At 65.2% G+C, this 20,335-nt stretch carries 15 protein-coding genes; 2 read left to right on the forward strand and 13 right to left on the reverse strand.

Annotated elements, in window-relative coordinates; genetic code table 11:
• Positions 1 to 27: 27 nt before the first annotated feature.
• Both mfd and serB read left to right on the forward strand, forming a co-directional pair.
• The gene (gene mfd / locus ACN6PJ_RS21115) at positions 28 to 3,510 is read left to right on the forward strand and encodes a transcription-repair coupling factor (protein WP_427997763.1); all 3,483 of its coding nucleotides are present in this window, start codon (positions 28 to 30) and stop codon (positions 3,508 to 3,510) included.
• Between the two features lie 23 nt (positions 3,511 to 3,533).
• Positions 3,534 to 4,391, forward strand: coding sequence for a phosphoserine phosphatase SerB (serB, locus tag ACN6PJ_RS21120; protein WP_427997764.1), 858 nt, complete (start codon positions 3,534 to 3,536; stop codon positions 4,389 to 4,391).
• Positions 4,392 to 4,492: 101 nt separating this feature from the next.
• On the opposite strand, the gene ACN6PJ_RS21125 is transcribed toward serB, so the two are convergent.
• The 13 genes from ACN6PJ_RS21125 to ACN6PJ_RS21185 all read right to left on the reverse strand — a co-directional run.
• A complete protein-coding gene (locus ACN6PJ_RS21125; protein ID WP_427997765.1) occupies positions 4,493 to 6,733 on the reverse strand; it encodes a TonB-dependent receptor in 2,241 nt (746 codons plus the stop codon).
• A gap of 319 nt (positions 6,734 to 7,052) precedes the next feature.
• Complete coding sequence (locus ACN6PJ_RS21130; RefSeq protein ID WP_427997766.1) at positions 7,053 to 7,382, reverse strand: DUF2818 family protein; 330 nt, start codon at positions 7,380 to 7,382, stop codon at positions 7,053 to 7,055.
• A 15-nt stretch (positions 7,383 to 7,397) separates the two neighbouring features.
• Positions 7,398 to 8,882, reverse strand: a complete 1,485-nt coding sequence (gene nuoN / locus ACN6PJ_RS21135) for an NADH-quinone oxidoreductase subunit NuoN (RefSeq protein WP_427997767.1) — start codon at positions 8,880 to 8,882, stop codon at positions 7,398 to 7,400.
• A gap of 9 nt (positions 8,883 to 8,891) precedes the next feature.
• Positions 8,892 to 10,394 (reverse strand): NADH-quinone oxidoreductase subunit M, encoded by a 1,503-nt coding sequence (locus ACN6PJ_RS21140; protein ID WP_427997769.1) that lies wholly within the window; start codon positions 10,392 to 10,394, stop codon positions 8,892 to 8,894.
• Positions 10,391 to 12,427 carry an NADH-quinone oxidoreductase subunit L gene (gene nuoL, locus ACN6PJ_RS21145; RefSeq protein ID WP_427997770.1) on the reverse strand — a complete coding sequence of 679 codons (2,037 nt, stop codon included), beginning with the start codon at positions 12,425 to 12,427 and terminating at the stop codon, positions 10,391 to 10,393. The genes ACN6PJ_RS21140 and nuoL overlap by 4 nt, the downstream gene beginning before the upstream one ends.
• A gap of 17 nt (positions 12,428 to 12,444) precedes the next feature.
• Positions 12,445 to 12,753 carry an NADH-quinone oxidoreductase subunit NuoK gene (gene nuoK, locus ACN6PJ_RS21150; RefSeq protein ID WP_006217969.1) on the reverse strand — a complete coding sequence of 103 codons (309 nt, stop codon included), beginning with the start codon at positions 12,751 to 12,753 and terminating at the stop codon, positions 12,445 to 12,447.
• Entirely contained in the window at positions 12,750 to 13,400 is a 651-nt protein-coding gene (locus ACN6PJ_RS21155) for an NADH-quinone oxidoreductase subunit J (RefSeq protein WP_427997771.1), read from the reverse strand. The genes nuoK and ACN6PJ_RS21155 overlap by 4 nt, the downstream gene beginning before the upstream one ends.
• 17 nt (positions 13,401 to 13,417) lie before the next feature.
• The gene (gene nuoI / locus ACN6PJ_RS21160) at positions 13,418 to 13,906 is read right to left on the reverse strand and encodes an NADH-quinone oxidoreductase subunit NuoI (RefSeq protein ID WP_063642043.1); all 489 of its coding nucleotides are present in this window, start codon (positions 13,904 to 13,906) and stop codon (positions 13,418 to 13,420) included.
• Between the two features lie 21 nt (positions 13,907 to 13,927).
• Positions 13,928 to 15,001, reverse strand: coding sequence for an NADH-quinone oxidoreductase subunit NuoH (nuoH, locus tag ACN6PJ_RS21165; protein WP_427997772.1), 1,074 nt, complete (start codon positions 14,999 to 15,001; stop codon positions 13,928 to 13,930).
• Positions 15,001 to 17,328, reverse strand: coding sequence for an NADH-quinone oxidoreductase subunit NuoG (gene nuoG / locus ACN6PJ_RS21170; protein ID WP_427997773.1), 2,328 nt, complete (start codon positions 17,326 to 17,328; stop codon positions 15,001 to 15,003). The genes nuoH and nuoG overlap by 1 nt, the downstream gene beginning before the upstream one ends.
• 15 nt (positions 17,329 to 17,343) lie before the next feature.
• Positions 17,344 to 18,711 (reverse strand): NADH-quinone oxidoreductase subunit NuoF, encoded by a 1,368-nt coding sequence (gene nuoF, locus ACN6PJ_RS21175; protein ID WP_427997774.1) that lies wholly within the window; start codon positions 18,709 to 18,711, stop codon positions 17,344 to 17,346.
• Complete coding sequence (gene nuoE / locus ACN6PJ_RS21180) at positions 18,708 to 19,202, reverse strand: NADH-quinone oxidoreductase subunit NuoE (RefSeq protein ID WP_043543414.1); 495 nt, start codon at positions 19,200 to 19,202, stop codon at positions 18,708 to 18,710. Before nuoE ends, nuoF begins: the two co-directional genes overlap by 4 nt.
• 47 nt (positions 19,203 to 19,249) lie before the next feature.
• A partial coding sequence (locus ACN6PJ_RS21185) for an NADH-quinone oxidoreductase subunit D (RefSeq protein ID WP_427997775.1) occupies positions 19,250 to 20,335 on the reverse strand: 1,086 nt, incomplete at its 5' end.

Genomic DNA, 20,335 nt, shown 5'->3' on the forward strand with positions numbered 1-20,335 from the left:
TGCGGTGATTTTATAATCTTCCGCTTGATGCCTGCTGCCAGCCTGATGCCTGCCCCCATTCTCCCCGCCACAGCCGCGCCCTCCGTCCCCGCGACGGCCCCCACTCTGTCCGCGCTCAAGCCCGGTTCGCGCTACGCGCAACCGCGGCCTCCGGGCTCGGGCGACGCCTGGCTGCTGGCGGACCTGGCGCGCCAGGCGTCCGCGCCCCTGGTCATCCTCACGGCCGAGCCGGTCGAGGCCCAGCGCCTGGCGGAAGAGATCCAGCTGTTCGCCCCCGACCTGCGCGTGCGGCAGCTCCCCGACTGGGAAACGCTGCCCTACGACGCATTCTCCCCGCACCAGGACCTGATTTCGGAACGCCTGCACACGCTGCATTCGCTGATGACGAAATCGGTGGACGTGCTGACGGTGCCGATCACGACGGCGCTCTACCGGCTGGCTCCGCCCTCGTTCCTGGCGGCCTACACCTTTTCCTTCAGGCAAAAAGACAAGCTGAACGAAGCGGCGCTGCGCGCCCAGCTGACGCTGGCCAACTACAACCACGTCACCCAGGTGACGGCGCCGGGCGAATTCTGCCTGCGCGGCGGGCTGATCGACCTGTTCCCGATGGGTTCGGCCGTGCCCTACCGCCTGGATCTGTTCGACGACGAAATCGAGACCATCCGCAGCTTCGACGTGGATACGCAGCGCAGCCTGTATCCCGTGCGCGAAGTGCAGCTGTTGCCCGGTCGCGAGTTCCCCATGGACGAGGACTCTCGCACCCGCTTCCGCGCACGTTTCCGCGAAGTCTTCGAAGGCGACCCGTCGCGCGCCCTGCCCTACAAGGACATCGGCAACGGCATCCCGTTCGCGGGCGTCGAGTACTACCTGCCGCTCTTCTTCGAAGAAACGGCCACCCTCTTCGATTACCTGACGGAAGGCACGGTCACCGTCACCGTCGGCGACATCGACGATGCGATCCAGCGCTTCAACCAGGACACCGTCAGCCGCTACGGCTTCCTGAAGAGCGATCGCGAACGTCCGGTGCTGCCCCCGTCCGCGCTGTTCCTGGACAGCGAGGCGCTGCATGCCCGCCTGAAGGCCTTCCGCCGCCTGTCGCTGGCTGCCGGCCAGCCCCATCCCGACTTCCGGCCCGCGCCCGACGTCAGCGTGGCCCGGCGGTCGGACGACCCCATCGCCAAGCTCCGCGCCCTGGTGCAGACGAGCCAGACGCGGGTGCTGCTGTGCGCGGATTCCGCCGGCCGGCGCGAGACGCTGGTGCAGATGCTGAACGAATTCGGCATCGCGCCCGACGCGCAGCCGGACGCCATCGAAACCTTCCTGGCTTCAGACGCGCATTTCGGCATCGTCGCGGCGCCGCTGTCCGCCGGCTTCCAACTGCCTCAGGCCGAACTGGTCTTCCTGACCGAGAACGATCTGTACCCCGGCCTCGCGGCCACCGGCCGCCGCGGCAAGCGCGACCAGGAGCGCGCCAGCAACGTCGAGGCGATGGTGCGCGACCTGTCCGAGCTGCGCGCCGGCGATCCCGTCGTCCACGCGCAGCACGGCATCGGCCGCTACCACGGCCTGGTCAACATGGACATGGGCGAAGGCGAGATGGAATTCCTGCATCTCGAATACGCCAGCGGCAGCACGCTTTACGTGCCGGTATCCCAACTGCACGTGATCGCCCGCTACAGCGGAGCCGATCCGGAAGCCGCGCCCCTGCACCAGCTGGGCTCGGGCCAATGGGACAAAGCCCGCCGCAAGGCCGCCAAGCAGGTGCGCGACACGGCGGCGGAACTGCTGGCGCTGTATGCCCAGCGCGCCGCGCGCGAAGGCTATGCCTTCAACCTGCCGCTGAATGACTACCAGGCATTCGCCGAGGGTTTCGGCTTCGAGGAAACGGCCGACCAGGCTGCCGCCATCGAAGCCGTGATCGCCGACATGACCTCCGGCCGCCCCATGGACCGCCTGGTCTGCGGCGACGTGGGTTTCGGCAAGACCGAGGTCGCCCTGCGCGCCGCCTTCCTGGCGGTGGCGAACGGCAAGCAGGTCGCCCTGCTCTGCCCCACCACGCTGCTGGCCGAACAGCACGCGCAGACCTTCTCCGACCGCTTCGCCGACTGGCCGGTGCGGGTGGTGGAACTATCGCGCTTCCGCTCGGCCAAGGAAGTGTCGGCCGCGATCGAGGGCATCAACGACGGCCGCGTCGACATCGTCATCGGCACCCACAAGATCCTGTCCAAGGACGTCAAGTTCAAGCGCCTGGGCCTGGTCATCATCGACGAAGAGCACCGCTTCGGCGTGCGCCAGAAAGAAGCGTTGAAGGCGCTGCGCGCCGAGGTCGACGTGCTGACGCTGACCGCCACGCCGATTCCGCGCACCCTGGGCATGTCGCTGGAGGGCATCCGCGACTTCTCCGTCATCGCCACCGCGCCGCAGAAGCGCCTGGCCATCAAGACCTTCGTCCGGCGCGAGGACGGCAGCACCCTGCGCGAGGCCCTTCTGCGCGAACTCAAGCGCGGCGGCCAATGCTATTTCCTGCACAACGAGGTCGAGACCATCCACAACCGCCGCGCCCGCCTCGAGGAACTGGTGCCCGAGGCCCGTATCGCCGTGGCCCACGGCCAGATGCCCGAGCGCGAGCTGGAACAGGTGATGAAGGGCTTCTACCAGCAGCGCTATAACGTGCTGCTGTGCACCACCATCATCGAAACCGGCATCGACGTTCCCAGCGCCAACACCATCGTGATCCACCGGGCCGACCGCTTCGGCCTGGCCCAGCTGCACCAGTTGCGCGGCCGCGTCGGCCGGTCTCACCACCAGGCCTACGCCTACCTGCTGACGCCGGGCGAAGACGCGATCACCAGCAACGCCAAGAAACGCCTCGAGGCGATTCAGGCGATGGAAGAACTGGGATCCGGCTTCTACCTCGCGATGCACGACCTCGAAATCCGGGGCACGGGCGAGGTGCTGGGGGACTCGCAGTCGGGCAACATCCAGGAAGTGGGCTTCTCGATGTACAACGAGATGCTCAACGAGGCCGTCCGGGCCCTGCGCGCCGGAGAAGAACCCGACCTCGACGCTCCCTTCAACCTGGCCTGCGAGGTCAATCTGCACGCTCCGGCCTTGCTGCCGTCGGACTATTGCGCCGACGTGCACGCCCGGCTGGGCATCTACAAGCGCCTGGCTCACGCCGGCGACGAGGACGACCTGATCCACATCCAGGAAGAGCTGATCGACCGCTTCGGCAAGCTTCCGGAAGCCGCGCAGACGCTGCTCGCCACGCACCGCCTGCGGCTGGCGGCGCAGCCGTTGGGCATCGTCAAGATCGACGCCAGCGAAACGCAGGCGCTGCTGCAGTTCGGCGCCAAGACCTCGGTGGATCCCGGCAGGATCATCGAGCTCGTCCAGCGACAGCGCCACATCAAACTGGCGGGACAGGATAAATTGCGGGTTGAGATCAAAGCCCCGCAGGTTCCGGCCCGCGCCGATGCCGTGCGCGCCGTGCTGCGCGCCTTGAAGTAACCGTACCCTTCTCTCGAATTTCTATGACTACCCATCATCTTGTCGTCCAATCCCCCGCCTTGAGCGTCGAACACGCGGAACAGCTGGCGGCCCTGGCCCAGGCCCAGGGCATCGCGCGCATCAGCGCCACCGCCGCCCGCCTGCTCGACGTGCAGCACGACGACGAAACGCGCGCCGAGGTCGTGCGCTGGGCCGAACGCCATGGCGTCGACGCCGCATTCGTGCCTGCGGGCCTGACGCTTTCGAGCTGCAAGGTGCTGGCCATGGACATGGACTCCACGCTGATCAACATCGAGTGCATCGACGAGATCGCGGGCGTGGTCGGCGTGAAGGACAAGGTCTCCGCCATCACCGAAGCCGCGATGCGCGGCGAAATCAAGGACTTCTCGGAGAGCCTGCGCCGCCGCGTCGCCCTGCTCGAAGGCGCGCCGGCCGAGGCGCTGGAACAGGTGTACATGGAAAAACTGCGCCTGAACCCAGGCGCCGAGCGCCTGATCTCCACGGCCCAGGCCGCCGGCATCAAGGTGCTCCTGGTCTCCGGCGGCTTCACCTTCTTCACGGAGCGCCTGCGTGAACGGCTGAACCTGGACAGCGCGCATGCCAACACCCTGGAAGTTTCCAACGGCGTGCTGACCGGCAAGGTACTGGGAGACATCCTGGACGCCGATGCCAAGGAGGCGCACCTGCGCGCGTTCGCCCGGCAGCACGGCGCGGTCCAGGAACAGATCATCGCCATGGGCGACGGCGCCAACGACCTGAAGATGCTGGGAGCCGCCGGCTTCCCTGTCGCCTACCACGCCAAGCCGCTGGTGCGTCAACAGACCCGCTACGCGCTCAACGTGTCCGGCCTGGACGGCGTCCTGAACTGGTTCGAAAGCTGAGCCGTCCGCCGCTACCCTGGCGCCTCCCGGGCGTCCGACGCCCTCCCGCCCCAAAAAAGAAAGCCACCTCGCGGTGGCTTTTTCCGTTCCCGGGACCGGGATCAGTAGCGCATGCGCAGCGACAGCAGCGCGGCGCGGCCCGTGCCCAGCGCGGCATAGTGCGCCGCATAGGCCTTCGTGTAGTACGTCTCGTCGAAGATGTTCAGCACGTTCAGCTGGGCCGATACGTGTTCGTTGAATTCGTAGGCCGCCATGGCGTCGAAGCGCCAGTACGAAGGCACCCAGCGCGCCTTGGGCGTGCCGTTGGCGTTCTTCGACGAATCCGAATTGCCGTACACCTTGTCCACGTAGTAGGCGCCGCCGCCGACCGTCAGCTTGGGCAGCACCTTGTAGGTGGTCCACAGGCTGAAGGCGTTGCGCGGGGTGTTGGGCAGGTCCTGGCCGACGGCGCCGCTGTTGTAGGCGCCCTTGGTCATTTCGCTGTCCATGAAGGTGTAGCCGCCGAACACGTTCCACTTGGGCGTGATGCTGCCCGAGAAGCCCAGTTCGATGCCGCGCACCTTGGCCTCGCCGACCTGCTCGGTCTCGGTGGCCGACACGGCGACGCTGGTGTTCTTGCGGATGTCCTGGAAGGCGGCCGCCGACAGCGTCAGGCGGTCATCGAACACCTGCCACTTCGTGCCCAATTCGACCGTGCGGCTCTTTTCCGGCTCGAGCGACTGGCTCACTGCCGTTGCGGCGTCGCTGACCGCGCTGGCGGCGACGGCCGACGGCGTCGACGACGTGCCGTAGGTCGCGTAGATCGTGCCGTTGGGCACGGGCTTGTACGCCACCCCGACCTGGTAGTTGAAGAGATTGTCTTCGCGGCTGGTGCTGTAGAACGCCGGCGTGCCCGCCGGATCGTTGCGGCCCTTGGCGATGTTGCTGCCGCTGGTGCGGTAGTTGTCCCAGCGCAGGCCCAGGCTGGCTTGCCATTGCTCGTTGAACTTGATCGTGTCGAAACCGTAAAGCGCGACGGTGTCGGTGTTGTAGCGCGCGGGGTTGCCGTTGCGCTGCAGATGGCCGGGGTAGTTCGTGCCCGGATCGGGATCCCACAGCGACGCGCACATCGCCGACACCGTCGTGCAGGTCGTGCTGGTCGGCACGCCCGTCTGGGTATAGCCGTCCTTGTCCTGCTTGATGTTGCTGTATTCGAAGCCCAGGTCGAACGAGTGCTTCAGGCTGCCGGTTTCGAATTCCCCGGTCAGGTCCGTCTGGTTGGCAAAGCTCTTGGTGACGTAATAGCCCGACTTGAGCGCGCGGTACACCAGGCCGTTGGGGACGTTGCCCTTGCTGTCGTCGGGGTTCGTCGCGGCGAAGTCGGTCGTGCCGCGGCCATAGCGCAAGACGTTGCGCAGCTGCAGCTTGTCGGAAAAGTCGTGCTGGAAGTCGACGGTGGCCACATCGTCGCGCGTCTTCATGAAGTCGCGGCCGGTCAGCCCGTAGAAGCTCTTGCGGCTCACGCCCATGGTCTCCGTCACCGGCTGACCCGTCTTCGGGTCATACGGAATGGAGTAATCGGGCATGCTGTCGTCTTGGTAGTGGTAGTAGCTCAGCGTGATGCGCGTCGGCGTGCCCACGCCCAGCGTCAGCGAAGGCGCGACGCCCCAGCGTTCGAAATCCACCGCGCTGTCGCGGCCCGGCACGTCGCCCTTGTTGCCCATCACGTTCAGGCGGAAGGCCGCCTTTTCGTCCAGGCGCCAGTTGCTGTCGATCGTTGCGCGGTAGTTGTTGTCCGTGCCGACCTGGACGGTGCCTTCCGTGAAGTCGGTGGGCTTGGGCGTCTTGCTGATCATGTTGATGCTGCCGCCCGCGCCGCCCCGGCCCGAATACACGGAGTCCGGCCCCTTGATGATTTCCACCTCTTCCAGGTTGAAGGTGTCGCGCACCTGCGTGCTGGAATCGCGGATGCCGTCCAGGAAGATGCTGCCGGCCGAATTCTGGCCGCGGATGATCGGCAGGTCGCCGCCCGGACGGCCGCCCTCGCCCGCGCCGAAGGTAATGCCCGGCGAGTTGCGCAGCACGTCCTGCAGCGTGGAGGCCGACTGGTCCTGGATCACCTGCTTGGGCACCACCTGCACGGTGCGCGGGGTATCCAGCAGGGGCGCGGTCATTTTCGGCGACGGCACGGTCGTCGTCTGGTAGGAAGACCCCTCGCCTTCCACTCGCACGGGCGCAAGCTGCGTCACCCCATCAGCGGACTGGGCGGAAGCGTAAGGGCTGATGAACAGGGCGGGAACTGCGATGGCGGCGGCCAGCGAGGTAGTGAGCGTATTCAGTGAATACGAGTCTTGGGGCTTCAAACCAGCTTCTCCGATTGTGAATAGCAACGATTCTTGTTTTTTTAACGTTTGCGATTCTGAACCCGCTTGCTGAATGAAACCTGAATCGATAGGCCAATCCCCTTCAAAAGATGAAAAAACAACACCCCGACCCGGGTTTTCCCGGGGCTCAAGCCCGCCGCGGCGCGCGGCATGACCGCCTGGGGGTCGCGCGCTCCGGGGATACGTCCAGACCGCGTGGGAATGGCCCCAGACGACGCCAACGGGGCTGGCCGGCACATACCCATGCCCGCCATGAAAAAACGCCCCAAAGGGGCGTTTTTTCGGGGACGGAAACCGCTCAGGTCCGCAGGCGCGGATGCCGCTTGAACAGATACCGGTACACGAACCCCGGATAGGCCAGCACCAGGTACAGGCTCAGCGTAATCGCATAGAACTCCCAGGTCTGGGAAAACCGGTTGCCCAGCGCGGACTCGAATGCGAAGCCCAGCGCGCCGACGATTGCGTAGAACACCAGCACTTCGAGCAGGCGGACCCAGAACGGCTTGACGGCCAGGGCCCCGCCCCGCTTCCACGGCATGACCGCGAACACCCGCTCGGTCAGGAACGGCAGATTCGCGCTGACCAGGGCCAGCGCGATCAGCAGCCATACCGCCAGGGTCTGGTTCATGTCCCCGTTTTCCGCTTACAGGCTCAGCGAGCTGCGGATGGCCTGCACGCACAGCGCCATCAGGCCGCCGGGCAACACGCCCAGCACCAGGATCAGGGCGCCGTTGATCGACAGGATGCCGCGCTGGCCGGCGGTGGCCACCATCGGCGCGGCGTCTGCCGCCGGCTCGTCGAAGTACACGACCTTGACCACGCGCAGGTAGTAGAACGCGCCGATCAGCGAGAACAGCACCGCGATCACCGCCAGCGTCACGTGGCCCGCGCTGACCAGCGCCTGCAACACGGCCAGCTTGGCGTAGAAGCCCACCAGCGGCGGGATGCCGGCCAGCGAGAACATCAGCAGCAGCACGATGGCGGCGTGCCACGGGCTGCGGCGGTTCAGGCCCTTCAGGTCATCGATCTGCTCGCACTCGAAGCCCTGGCGCGACAGCAGCAGCACGATGCCGAAGCTGGCCAGCGTGGTCAGCACGTAGGTGAGCATGTAGAACAGCGACGCGCCGTAGGCGGCGGACGACAGCTCCGGCTTGCCCGCGACCGAGCCCGACATCAGGCCCAGCAGCACGAAGCCCATGTGCGAGATGGTCGAATAGGCCAGCATGCGCTTGAAGTTGGTCTGCGCGATGGCGGTCAGGTTGCCGATGGCCAGCGACAGCACGGCCAGGATCATCAGCATCGGCTGCCAGTCGGCGGCCAGGCCGTGCAGGCCGTCCACCAGCAGGCGCAGCGTAATGGCAAAGGCGGCCAGCTTGGGCGCGGCGCCCAGGATCAGGGTCACGGCAGTGGGCGAACCCTGGTAGACGTCGGGCACCCACATGTGGAAGGGCACGGCGCCGAGCTTGAACGCCAGGCCGGAAACCAGGAACACGATGCCGAACACCAGCGCCAGCTTCTCGGCCTTGCCGGCGGCGATGACCTTGGCGACTTCGGCCAGGTCCAGGTGGCCGGTGGCGCCGTAGACCATGGACATGCCGTAGAGCAGGAAACCCGAGGCCAGCGCGCCCAGCACGAAGTACTTCATGGCGGCTTCGGTGGCGACGACGTTGTCGCGGCGCAGCGCGATCAGCGCGTAGAGCGCCAGCGACATCAGCTCCAGGCCCAGGTAGATGGAAATCAGGTTCCCGGAGGAAATCATCACCATCTGGCCCAGCAGGGCGAACAGCGTCAGCACGTAGAGCTCGCCGCCCTTGAGCATGTCGCGGACTTGCGCGTAGACGCGGCCGTACACCAGGGTCGCGGCAACCGCGATGTAGGACGCGATCTTTAGCAGGTGCGACAGTTCGTCGGTGACGTACAGGCCATTGAAGGTCGAACCCGTGACCCCGTTTTTCCATTGCAGCGCCGACACGACGGTCAGCACGCCCAACACGAGCATGGTCAGCAGGAACGTCGGCTTGCGCTCGGGGTGATTGCTGACCGCGTCGACGAGCAGGATAGCCAGGCCGAAAATCAGCAAGAGGATTTCCGGTGTCGCCAGGGCGAAATCGATTTGGGATTGCATCATTGTCTTGTCTTACAGTTTCGAGACGGCAACGTGTTGCAGCAGGGCCTCCACCGAAACGTGCATCACGTCGGTAAAGGGCTTGGGATAGATCCCCATGTACAGCACGGCGATCGCCATCACGCCAAGAATCACGAATTCGCGGCGGTTGATATCGGTCAGCTCGCGGACGTGGTCATTGGCGACGTCGCCCAGGACCACGCGCTTGACCATCCACAGCGAATACGAAGCCCCCAGGATCAGGGCGGTTGCCGCCAGCAGGCCGATCCAGAAGTTGTGCTCGACCGCGCCCATGATCACCATGAACTCGCCGACGAAACCGCTGGTGGCCGGCAGGCCGCTGTTGGCCATCGAGAACAGGATGAAGAACGTGGCGAAGCGCGGCATCACGTTGACCACGCCGCCGTAGTCGGCGATGCGGCGCGAGTGCATGCGGTCATAGAGTACGCCGATACACATGAACATGGCGCCCGACACGAAACCGTGGGAGATCATCTGCACGATGGCGCCTTCGACGCCGGCCGTGTTGAAGATGAAGAAGCCCAGCGTCACGAAGCCCATGTGGGCAACCGACGAATAGGCCACCAGCTTCTTCATGTCGTCCTGGACGATCGCGACCAGGCCGATGTAGATCACGGCGATCAGCGACAGCGTGATCATCAGGCCGGCAAGACTGTGCGAGGCATCCGGAGCGATCGGCAGCGAGAAGCGCAGGAAACCATAAGCGCCCAGCTTCAGCATGATCGCGGCCAGGACGATGGAGCCGCCCGTGGGGGCTTCGACGTGGGCGTCGGGCAACCACGTGTGCACCGGCCACATCGGGACCTTCACTGCGAAGGCCGCCAGCAGGGCCACGAAGATCAGGATCTGCGGCGTATAGCCCAGCTTGGTCTGCTGCCAGGTCAGGATGTCGAACGAACCGCCCGACGCGTTCCACAGGTAGATGAACGCGACCAGCGTCAGCAGCGAGCCCATCAGGGTGTACAGGAAGAACTTGAACGCCGCATACACGCGATTCGGGCCGCCCCAGACGCCGATGATGATGTACATCGGGATCAGCGTGGCCTCGAAGAACACGTAGAACAGCATGCCGTCCAGCGCGCAGAACACGCCCACCATCAGGCCCGACAGGATCAGGAACGCGGCCATGTACTGGGCGACGCGGCTGGTGATCACTTCCCAGCCCGCCAACACCACGATGATCGTGATGAAGGCGGTCAGGAGCACGAACCACATCGAGATGCCGTCGATGCCCAGGTGGTAATTGACGTTGAACGCCTCGATCCAGGAGGCCTTCTCCACGAACTGCATGGCGGCCGTGGAGGAGTCGAAACCCGTGTACAGCGGGATCGTGACCAGGAAACCGGCGATCGCGCCGATCAGCGACAGGCCGCGGGTCAGACCGGGACGGTCGTCACGGCCCACCGCCAGCACCAGCAGGCCGAATACGATCGGGACAAAGATCGCAAGCGTGAGCCAGGGGAAAGTGTTGGATGCCATCTCGCTTGCCATCATTGGGGAATCAGCACAAAGAAAGTCACCAGCGCCATGATGCCGATGATCATCGCGAACGCGTAGTGATAGATGAAGCCGGACTGCAGGTGGCGGCTGATCGCTGCCACCCAGCCCACCACACGGGCGCTGCCGTTGATCAGCAGGCCGTCGATGATGCCGCGGTCACCGGTCTGCCACAGGCCACGGCCCAGGCAGCGCATGCCGCGGGCGATGATCTGCTCGTTGACCCAATCCACGTAGTACTTGTTCTCGAGCACCTTGTTGATGCCCGACAGGCTGGACTGGATCTTGGCCGGAACCTTGGGGTTGATCAGGTAGCAGTACCAGGCGATGACCGCGCCGGCCACGACCAGCCAGAACGGAACCGTCTGGAAGGCGTGCAGGCCGAAGGCCACCCAGCCGTGCCACTCTTCGTGCAGCTCGTGCATCGCGGGATGCTGCGGCAGGACCTTGATGACGCCGTCGAAGAACTTGCCGAACAGCATCGGGTCGACCACCCAGGCGCCGATGAGCACCGACGGGATCGCCAGCAGCACCAGCGGCAGCGTGACCACCCAGGGCGACTCATGGGGAGTGCCGTGATGGCCGTGGCCATCCGGTTCCTGGTCGACGTCGGCCGCGTGGTGGTGGTCGTCATGGCCGTGGCCATGGCCGGTCGTGTCGAAGCGTTCCTTGCCGTGGAAAACCAGGAAGTACACACGGAACGAGTACAGCGAGGTCACGAACACGCCGATCAGGGTCGAGTAGTACGCGAAGCTCGCGCCCCAGACGTTCGCGGCGCCGGCGGCCTCGATGATGTGTTCCTTCGAGTAGAAGCCCGAGAAGAACGGCGTGCCGACGAGCGCCAGCGTGCCCAGCAGGAAGGTGATCCAGGTGATGGGCATGTACTTGCGCAGGCCGCCCATGTTGCGGATGTCCTGGTCATGGTGCATGCCGATGATGACCGAGCCCGCGCCCAGGAACAGCAGCGCCTTGAAGAAAGCGTGGGTCATCAGGTGGAAGATCGCCACCGAGTAGGCCGAGGCGCCGAGCGCGACGGTCATGTAGCCCAGCTGCGACAGCGTGGAGTACGCGACCACGCGCTTGATGTCGTTCTGGATGATGCCCAGGATGCCCAGGAACAGCGCGCCGATGGCGCCGATCACGATGATGAACGACAGCGCGGTGTCCGACAGTTCGAACAGCGGCGAGAAACGCGCGACCATGAAGATGCCGGCCGTCACCATGGTGGCGGCGTGGATCAGCGCGGAGATCGGGGTCGGGCCTTCCATCGAGTCGGGCAGCCAGGCGTGCAGCGGAACCTGGGCCGATTTGCCCATGGCGCCGATGAACAGGCAGATGCAGGCGACCGTCAGCAGCATCCAGTCGGAACCGGGCAGCGTCAGCGCGGCCAGCTTGTCGGCCTGGCCGAAGACTTCGCCGTAGTTCATGGTGCCGGCATACGCGAACAGCAGGCCGATGCCCAGCACGAAACCGAAGTCGCCGACGCGGTTGATCAGGAACGCCTTCATGTTGGCGAAGATCGCCGTGGGACGCGTGTACCAGAAGCCGATCAGCAGGTACGACACCAGGCCCACCGCTTCCCAGCCGAAGAACAGCTGCACCATGTTGTTCGACATCACCAGCATCAGCATGGAGAACGTGAACAGCGAGATGTACGAGAAGAAGCGCTGGTAGCCGGGATCGTCGGCCATGTAGCCGATGGTGTAGATGTGCACCATCAGCGACACGGAGGTCACCACGACCATCATCATGGCCGACAGCGGATCGATCAGGAAGCCGATTTCCAGCTTGGTCTGGCCGATCAGGCTCCAGGTGTAGACCGCGCCGTCAAAGCGCAGGCCGTTCAGCACGTCGCCCAGCACCACCACCGAACCGATGGCGGAGATGAGCACGCCCAGGATGGTGATGACGTGCGAGGCGCGGCGGCCGATGGGACGGCCAAGGAACCCGGTGCCGAAAAGGCCCGCGAGAATTGCTCCGGCCAGCGGCGCCAGCGCGATGAGCAGGTAGAGATTGGGTGAGCTAGACATTTTCTTCCAATACCCCGTCAGCCCTTCAGGCGATCGAGTTCGTCAACGTTGATCGTGTTCAGGTTGCGGAACAGCAGCACCAGGATGGCCAGGCCGATCGCCGCTTCGGCGGCGGCCACGGTCAGGATGAAGAACACGAACACCTGGCCGGCGGTGTCGCCGAACCAGCTGGAGAACGCCACGAAGTTCATGTTGACGGCCAGGAGCACGAGCTCGATGGACATCAGGAGAATGATCAGGTTGCGGCGGTTCAGGAAGATGCCGAAGATCCCGATGGCGAACAGGATCGCCCCCAGAATCAGGTAGTGGGCCAGCGTCAGCGTCATTTTTGTTCTCCTTGGTGCGCGGCGGCGGACGAGGCACCGATCTGCGACTGGGCGCGCTCGCTCTGGGCGGTCATGCTCACCAGGCGGAAACGGTCCTTGGCACGCACGCGCACGGCGGCGACGGGGTCGTTGTACTTGACGTCGCGGCGGCGGCGCAGGGTCAGCGCAATGGCGGCGACCATGCCGACCAGCAGCAGCGCGGCGCCCACTTCAATGGCGTAGATGTACTGGGTGTACATCGCTTCGCCCAGCGCGCGGGCGTTGTTGTAGTCACCGGCGACCGGAGCCTGCGGGCCCGCGCCGTACCAGGTCGAACCCAGCACGAAGGCCATCTCCAGCACCATGACCAGGCCGATCACCAGGCCCAGCGGCAGGTAGGTCTTCATGCCCTGGCGCAGCGTATCCATGCGGATGTCGAGCATCATGACCACGAAGAGGAAGAGCACCATCACGGCGCCCACGTACACCAGCACGAGCAGCAGCGCGAGGAACTCGGCGCCAAGCAGCATCCACAGCATGGCCGCGTTGGCGAACGCGAGGATCAAGTGGAGGACGGCGGTGACCGGGCTGCGCGCGGTGATCACGCGGAACGCCGCGATCACCAGCACGGCGGCCAGTATGTAAAACAGGACAGTGGTAAAAGTCATGGATCAGAACCCTGGGCTCAACGGTAGGGAGCGTCTTCGGCCCGGCGGCGGGCGATTTCGGCTTCGTAGCGGTCGCCCACGGCGAGCAGCATGTCTTTGGTGAAATACAGGTCGCCGCGCTTTTCGCCGTGGTATTCGTGGATATGCGTTTCCACGATGGAGTCCACCGGGCAGCTTTCCTCACAGAAGCCGCAGAAAATGCACTTGGTGAGGTCGATGTCGTAACGCGTGGTGCGGCGGGTGCCGTCATCGCGCTGATCCGACTCGATGGTGATCGCCAGTGCCGGGCACACCGCTTCGCACAGCTTGCACGCGATGCAACGCTCTTCCCCGTTGGGGTAGCGGCGCAGCGCGTGCAGGCCACGGAAACGCGCCGACGCGGGCGTCTTTTCCTGGGGGTAGCGCAAGGTGACCTTGCGCTTGAAGAAATACTTGCCCGTCAGGCGCATGCCCTTGAGCAATTCGGTCAGCATCAGGCTGCCGAAGAAATCCTTGATCGCTTCCATATCCTGCCTCTGCCTGGCGGCTTAGCGCCAAATGTTCCAGGGCGTCTGCATCCAGATCGCCACCACGACCAGCCAAACGCCGGTCAGCGGGATGAAGATTTTCCAACCCAAGCGCATGATCTGGTCATAGCGGTAGCGCGGGAACGACGCGCGGAACCACACGAACAACGAGACCACGACGAACGTCTTGAGACCCAGCCAGATCCAACCCGGAATCCAGGTCAGCGGCGCGATATCGATCGGGGAAGCCCAGCCGCCCAGGAACATGATCGACGCCATGCACGACAGCAGGATCATGTTGGCGTATTCGCCCAGGAAGAACAGCGCGAAGGCCATGCCCGAATATTCGACCATGTGGCCGGCCACGATTTCCGATTCGCCTTCCACCACGTCGAACGGGTGGCGGTTGGTTTCGGCGACGGCCGAGATCACGTAGATCACGAACAGCGGCAAGAGCGGCAGCCAGTTCCAGGACAGGAACGTCAGGCCCTTGTCGGCGAACCAGCCGCGGTTCTGCACATGCACGATCTCGGACATGTTCAGGCTGCCGGACACCAGCAGCACCGTCACCAGCACGAAGCCGATGGCCAGTTCATACGACAGCATCTGGGCCGAGGCGCGCAGCGCGCCCAGGAACGCGTACTTGGAGTTGGACGCCCAGCCGGCGACGATCACGCCGTACACGCCGATGGACGTGATGGCCATGATGTACAGCAGGCCGGCGTTGACGTTGGCCAGCACGACGTCGGGGCCGAACGGCACGACGGCCCAGGCCGCCAGCGCGGGCATCAGCGTGACCACGGGGGCCACGATGAACAGCACCTTGTTGGCCTGGCTGGGGACCACGACTTCCTTGGTCAGCAGCTTGAACACGTCGGCAAACGGCTGCAGCAGCCCCTTGAAACCGACGCGGTTCGGACCCATGCGCACGTGCATGGCGCCGATCATCTTGCGTTCCCAGTACGTCAGGTAGGCCACGCACAGGATGATGGGCACGGCGATGATCACAATCTTGATGAGGGTCCAGAGGACCATCCAGACCGTCGGGCCCAGCAGTGCCGTACCCTGGCTCTCAAGAACATTAAGCCATTCCATCAGGCACGCTCCACGCTGATTTGACCGAATGCGCCACCCAGGGCCGCGGTGTTTTCAAAGGCTGCCGAGATGCGCACGGCGCGATCGGCCACGGCGTCATCCTGCACGGTTTCGAGCTCGACGGCGCCCTGCCCGCCCGTCACGCGCACCTTGACGCCGGCCGTCAGGCCCAGGCTGGTGAGCGTGCGGCCGTTCATGGCGGCAGCCGGCTTCTTCGAGGCCGGGGCCGCTTGCAGCGGCTCCGAACGGCGGACCATCGCATCGCTGCGGTAGATCGGCACGTCGGCCACGCGCTCCAGGCCGCTGCCGGCCTGGCCCAGGCCCAGCGGCGCCTTGATGTCGTTGGACAGGCGGCTTTCGACCCCGCCGGCCAGCACGGCGTCGCGCACGGACTCGGAGGTTTCGTCGTCGAAGCCCGCCAGGTGCAGCACATTGCCCAGCACGCGCAGGACCTTCCAGGCCGGACGGGTCTGGCCGAACGGCGCAACCGTGCCCTTGAAGCTCTGGGCCAGGCCTTGCGCGTTGACGAAGGTGCCCGAGGTTTCGGTGAACGGCGACACCGGCAGCATGACGTCGGCCCACTCGGCGGCGGCCGAACGGTAAGGCGTCAGGGCTACGGCGAATTGCGCGCCGCGCAGCGCGGCGATGGCCTGCTGGCCGTTGTCGGCATCCAGCAGGGGCTCGGCGTGAAGAACCACGTAGGCCTTCAGCGGCTCGGCCAGCATGGCGGCGGCGTTCTTGCCGCCCTTGCCCGGGATCGCGCCGGCCAGGTAGCCGCCGACGGTGTTGCCGCCGGAGGTCAGGAAGCCGAACTTGCCGCCGGCCAGGTCGGCCACGGCGCGGCCGTTGGCGGCCAGGGTCGAGGCCTGGGCGCTGGCCACGGCCAGATTGCCCATCAGCACGGCGGTGTTGGCGCCGGAAGCCAGGCTGGCCGCGATCTTCTTGGCGTTCTCGCCCGGGGCGACCGAGGCGAACTCGGCCGGCACGGCCTGTTCCTTGGCCTGGGCCAGCGCGACGGCCACTTCGGCCAGCGCGCGCGCCAGTTCGGAGGGAGCCACGGTAATGCGGGCGGCCACGGGCATCAGCGGATCGTCCGCGACGCTGTCGACCATCAGGATCTGCGTGCCGCGCTTGGCGGCCTGGCGCAGGCGTTGCGCCATCAGCGGATGGTCCTTGCGCAGGAACGAACCCACGACCAGGACGCGGTCCAGGTTGTCGAGTTCGGCGATCGGCATGCCCAGCCACGGCGCGCCGGCCAGGGCGGCGTCGAAGGACGGATCGGTCTGGCGCAGGCGGAAGTCGATGTTTTCGGAACCCAGCGCGCGGACCAGGCGGCCCAGCAGCGCGTATTCCTCGGTGGTGGCGTATTCGGACGCCAGGGCGCCGATCTGGCCGGCGCCGAAGCTGTCACGCACGCGCGACAGGCCTTGGGCCACGGCCTGCAGGGCGTCGGCCCAGGAGGCTTCCTGCCACTTGCCGTCGGTGCCCTTGATCATCGGGGCGGACAGGCGGTCTTCGCTGTTCAGGCCTTCGTACGAGAAGCGGTCGCGGTCGCTGATCCAGCATTCGTTGATGGCTTCGTCTTCGAACGGCACCACGCGCATCACGCGGTCGCCCTTGACCTGGACCACCAGGTTGGCGCCCAGGCTGTCATGCGGGCTGACCGAACGGCGGCGGGCCAGTTCCCAGGTGCGGGCGCTGTAGCGGAAGGGCTTGGAGGTCAGCGCGCCCACCGGACAGATGTCGATCATGTTGCCCGACAGCTCGGACTCGATCGAGCGGCCGACGAAGGTCGTGATCTCGGAGTGCTCGCCACGGCCCAGCATGCCCAGTTCCATGACGCCGGCGATTTCCTGGCCGAAGCGCACGCAGCGGGTGCAGTGGATGCAGCGGCTCATTTCCTCGGCGGAAACCAGCGGGCCCAGGTCCTTGTGGAAGACCACGCGCTTTTCTTCCTGGTAACGCGAGGAAGAGCCGCCGTAGCCCACGGCCAGGTCCTGCAGCTGGCACTCGCCGCCCTGATCGCAGATCGGGCAGTCGAGCGGGTGATTGATGAGCAAGAATTCCATCACCGACTTCTGAGCGGCGCGCGCCTTCTCGGAGCAGGTGTGGACGACCATGCCATTGGTCACGGGCGTGGCGCAGGCGGGCAGCGCCTTGGGCGCCTTTTCCACTTCAACCAGGCACATGCGGCAGTTGGCCGCGATGGACAGTTTCTTGTGGTAGCAGAAATGCGGCACGTAAAGCCCGACTTTCTGGGCGGCATGCATGACCATGCTGCCTTCGGGCACTTCGACCTTGTTGCCGTCGACGGTTAGTTCAACCATTGCTGTTCCTGAGACCTACAGATATTGCGGGACCACACAAGACTTGTGCTCGATGTGGTGCGCGAATTCGTCGCGAAAATGCTTGAGGAAGCCACGGACGGGCATGGCGGCGGCGTCACCCAGGGCGCAGATGGTGCGGCCCATGATGTTGCCTGCCACGTTGTCCAGGAGGTCCAGATCTTCCGGACGGCCCTGGCCGTTCTCGATGCGGTGCACCATGCGGTAGAGCCAGCCGGTGCCTTCGCGGCACGGCGTGCACTGGCCGCAGCTTTCCTCGAAATAGAAGTACGACAGTCGCAGCAGCGACTTCACCATGCAGCGCGTCTCGTCCATGACGATCACCGCGCCCGAGCCCAGCATCGAGCCCGCCTTGGCGATGGAGTCATAGTCCATCGTGCATTCCATCATGATGTCGGCGGGCAGGACCGGGGCGCTGGAGCCGCCGGGGATGACCGCCTTCAGCTTCTTGCCGCCGCGCATGCCGCCCGCCAGTTCCAGCAGGGTCGAGAACGGGGTGCCCAGCGGGATCTCGTAGTTGCCGGGACGCTCGACGTCGCCGGTGATCGAGAACAGCTTGGTGCCGCCGTTGTTCGGCTTGCCGACTTCCAGGTAGGCCTGGCCGCTGTTGCGGATGATCCACGGCACCGCCGCGAACGTTTCGGTGTTGTTGATCGTGGTGGGCTTGCCGTACAGGCCGAAGCTGGCCGGGAACGGCGGCTTGAAGCGCGGCTGGCCCTTCTTGCCTTCCAGCGATTCCAGCAGCGCGGTTTCTTCGCCGCAGATGTACGCGCCATAGCCATGGAACGCGTGCAGCTGGAAGCTGAAGTCGGAACCCAGGATCTTGTCGCCCAGGAAGCCGGCGGCGCGCGCCTCTTCCAGCGCTTCCTCGAAGCGCTCGTAGACTTCGAAGATTTCGCCGTGGATGTAGTTGTAGCCGGCGCTGATGCCCATGGCGTAGGCCGCGATGGCCATGCCTTCAATCACGATGTGCGGATTGAAGCGCAGGATGTCGCGGTCCTTGAACGTGCCCGGCTCGCCTTCGTCGGAGTTGCAGACCAGGTACTTCTGGCCGGGGAAGGCGCGCGGCATGAAGCTCCACTTCAGGCCGGTCGGGAAGCCTGCGCCGCCGCGGCCGCGCAGGCCCGACGCCTTGACTTCGGCGATCACGTCCTCCGGCTTCATGCCGGTGGTCAGGATCTTCTTCAGGGCTTCGTAGCCGCCGCGCTTGACGTAGTCGGCCAGGCGCCAGTTGGCGCCGTCGACGTCGGCCAGGATCTGCGGCTGGATGTGCCGGCCGTGCAGGCACATCGAATTGGACAGGTCGTTCAGCGGGTTGGGATCCAGCCCTTGCGCGAACTGCTTGTACAGGTCGGGCGCGTTCATGCCGACTCTCCTTGCGCCTTGAGGGCCGCGACCAGCGCGTCCAGCTTTTCTTCGGTCATGCGCACGCACATATGCTTGTTGTTCACGATCAGCACGGGCGAATCGCCGCAAGCGCCCATGCACTCGCCTTCCACCAGGGTGAACTGGCCGTCGGCGGTGGTCTCGCGGTAATCGACCCCGAGTTTGCGCTTGAGGTAATCGCCCGCGCGTTCGCCGTCGCGCAAGGCACAGGGCAGGTTCGTGCAGACGGCGATCTTGTTCTTGCCGACGGGCTTGACGTCGAACATGTTGTAGAACGTGGCGACTTCCTGGACCGCGATGGGCGGAACGCCAATGTAGTTGGCCACATCTTCGATGATTTCGGTAGCCAACCAGCCCTTCTCTTCTTGCGCGATGGCAAGCGAGGCCATGATGGCGGACTGCCGCTGGTCGGCCGGGAACTTCGCGAGTTCTCGGTCGATTTTCTGGTAGGCCTGTTCGGAAAGCAGCATAGTTTGAATCCGGGTTATGCGGGCGTGCTCGTGACTGTCTGGGCGGATCAGCGATCGATCTCGCCGAAAACGATGTCCTGCGTGCCAATGATGGTGACGGCGTCGGCGATCATGTGGCCGCGCGACATTTCATCCAGCGATTGCAGGTGGACAAAGCCGGGCGCCCGAATCTTCAGGCGGTAGGGCTTGTTGGCGCCGTCGGACACCAGATAGATGCCGAATTCGCCCTTCGGATGCTCGACCGAGGCGTACGCTTCGCCCGGGGGCACGTGGAAACCTTCGGTGAAGAGCTTGAAGTGATGGATCAGCTCTTCCATGTTGGTCTTCATGGCGGTGCGCTTGGGCGGGGCGATCTTGTGGTTCTCGATCATGACCGGGCCCGGGTTGTTGCGCAGCCACTCCACGCACTGGCGGATGATGCGGTTGCTTTCACGCATTTCGGCGACGCGGACCAGGTAGCGGTCATAGCAATCGCCGTTGACACCGACGGGGATGTCGAAATCGAGCAGGTCGTAGACTTCGTAGGGCTGCGTCTTGCGCAGATCCCAGGCCACGCCGGAGCCGCGCAGCATCGGGCCGGTGAAACCCAGCGCCTTCGCGCGCTCGGGCTCGACCACGCCGATGCCGACCAGGCGCTGCTTCCAGATCCGGTTGTCGGTCAGCAGCGTTTCGTATTCGTCCACGCAGCCCGGGAAGCGGTTGGTGAAGTCTTCGATGAAGTCCAGCAGCGAACCCGAGCGCGCGTCGTTCATGGCGCGCAGCTCCTTGTCGCCGCGGTACTTGCTGGTGGCGCCGTATTGCGGCATCGAGTCCGGCAGGTCGCGGTAGACGCCGCCCGGGCGGTAGTAGGCCGCGTGCATGCGCGCGCCCGAAACCGCCTCGTAGCAGTCCATCAGGTCTTCGCGCTCGCGGAAGGCGTACAGGAACACCGCCATGGCGCCCACGTCCAGCGCGTGCGAACCCAGCGACATCAGGTGATTCAGCAGACGGGTGATCTCGTCGAACATCACGCGGATGTACTGCGCGCGCAGCGGGGCTTCGACGCCCAGCAGCTTCTCGATGGCCATGACGTAGGCGTGCTCGTTGCACATCATGGACACGTAGTCCAGGCGGTCCATGTAGGGCAGCGCCTG

The organism is Achromobacter sp. (genome assembly GCF_050285585.1).
Lineage (GTDB): Bacteria > Pseudomonadota > Gammaproteobacteria > Burkholderiales > Burkholderiaceae_B > Achromobacter.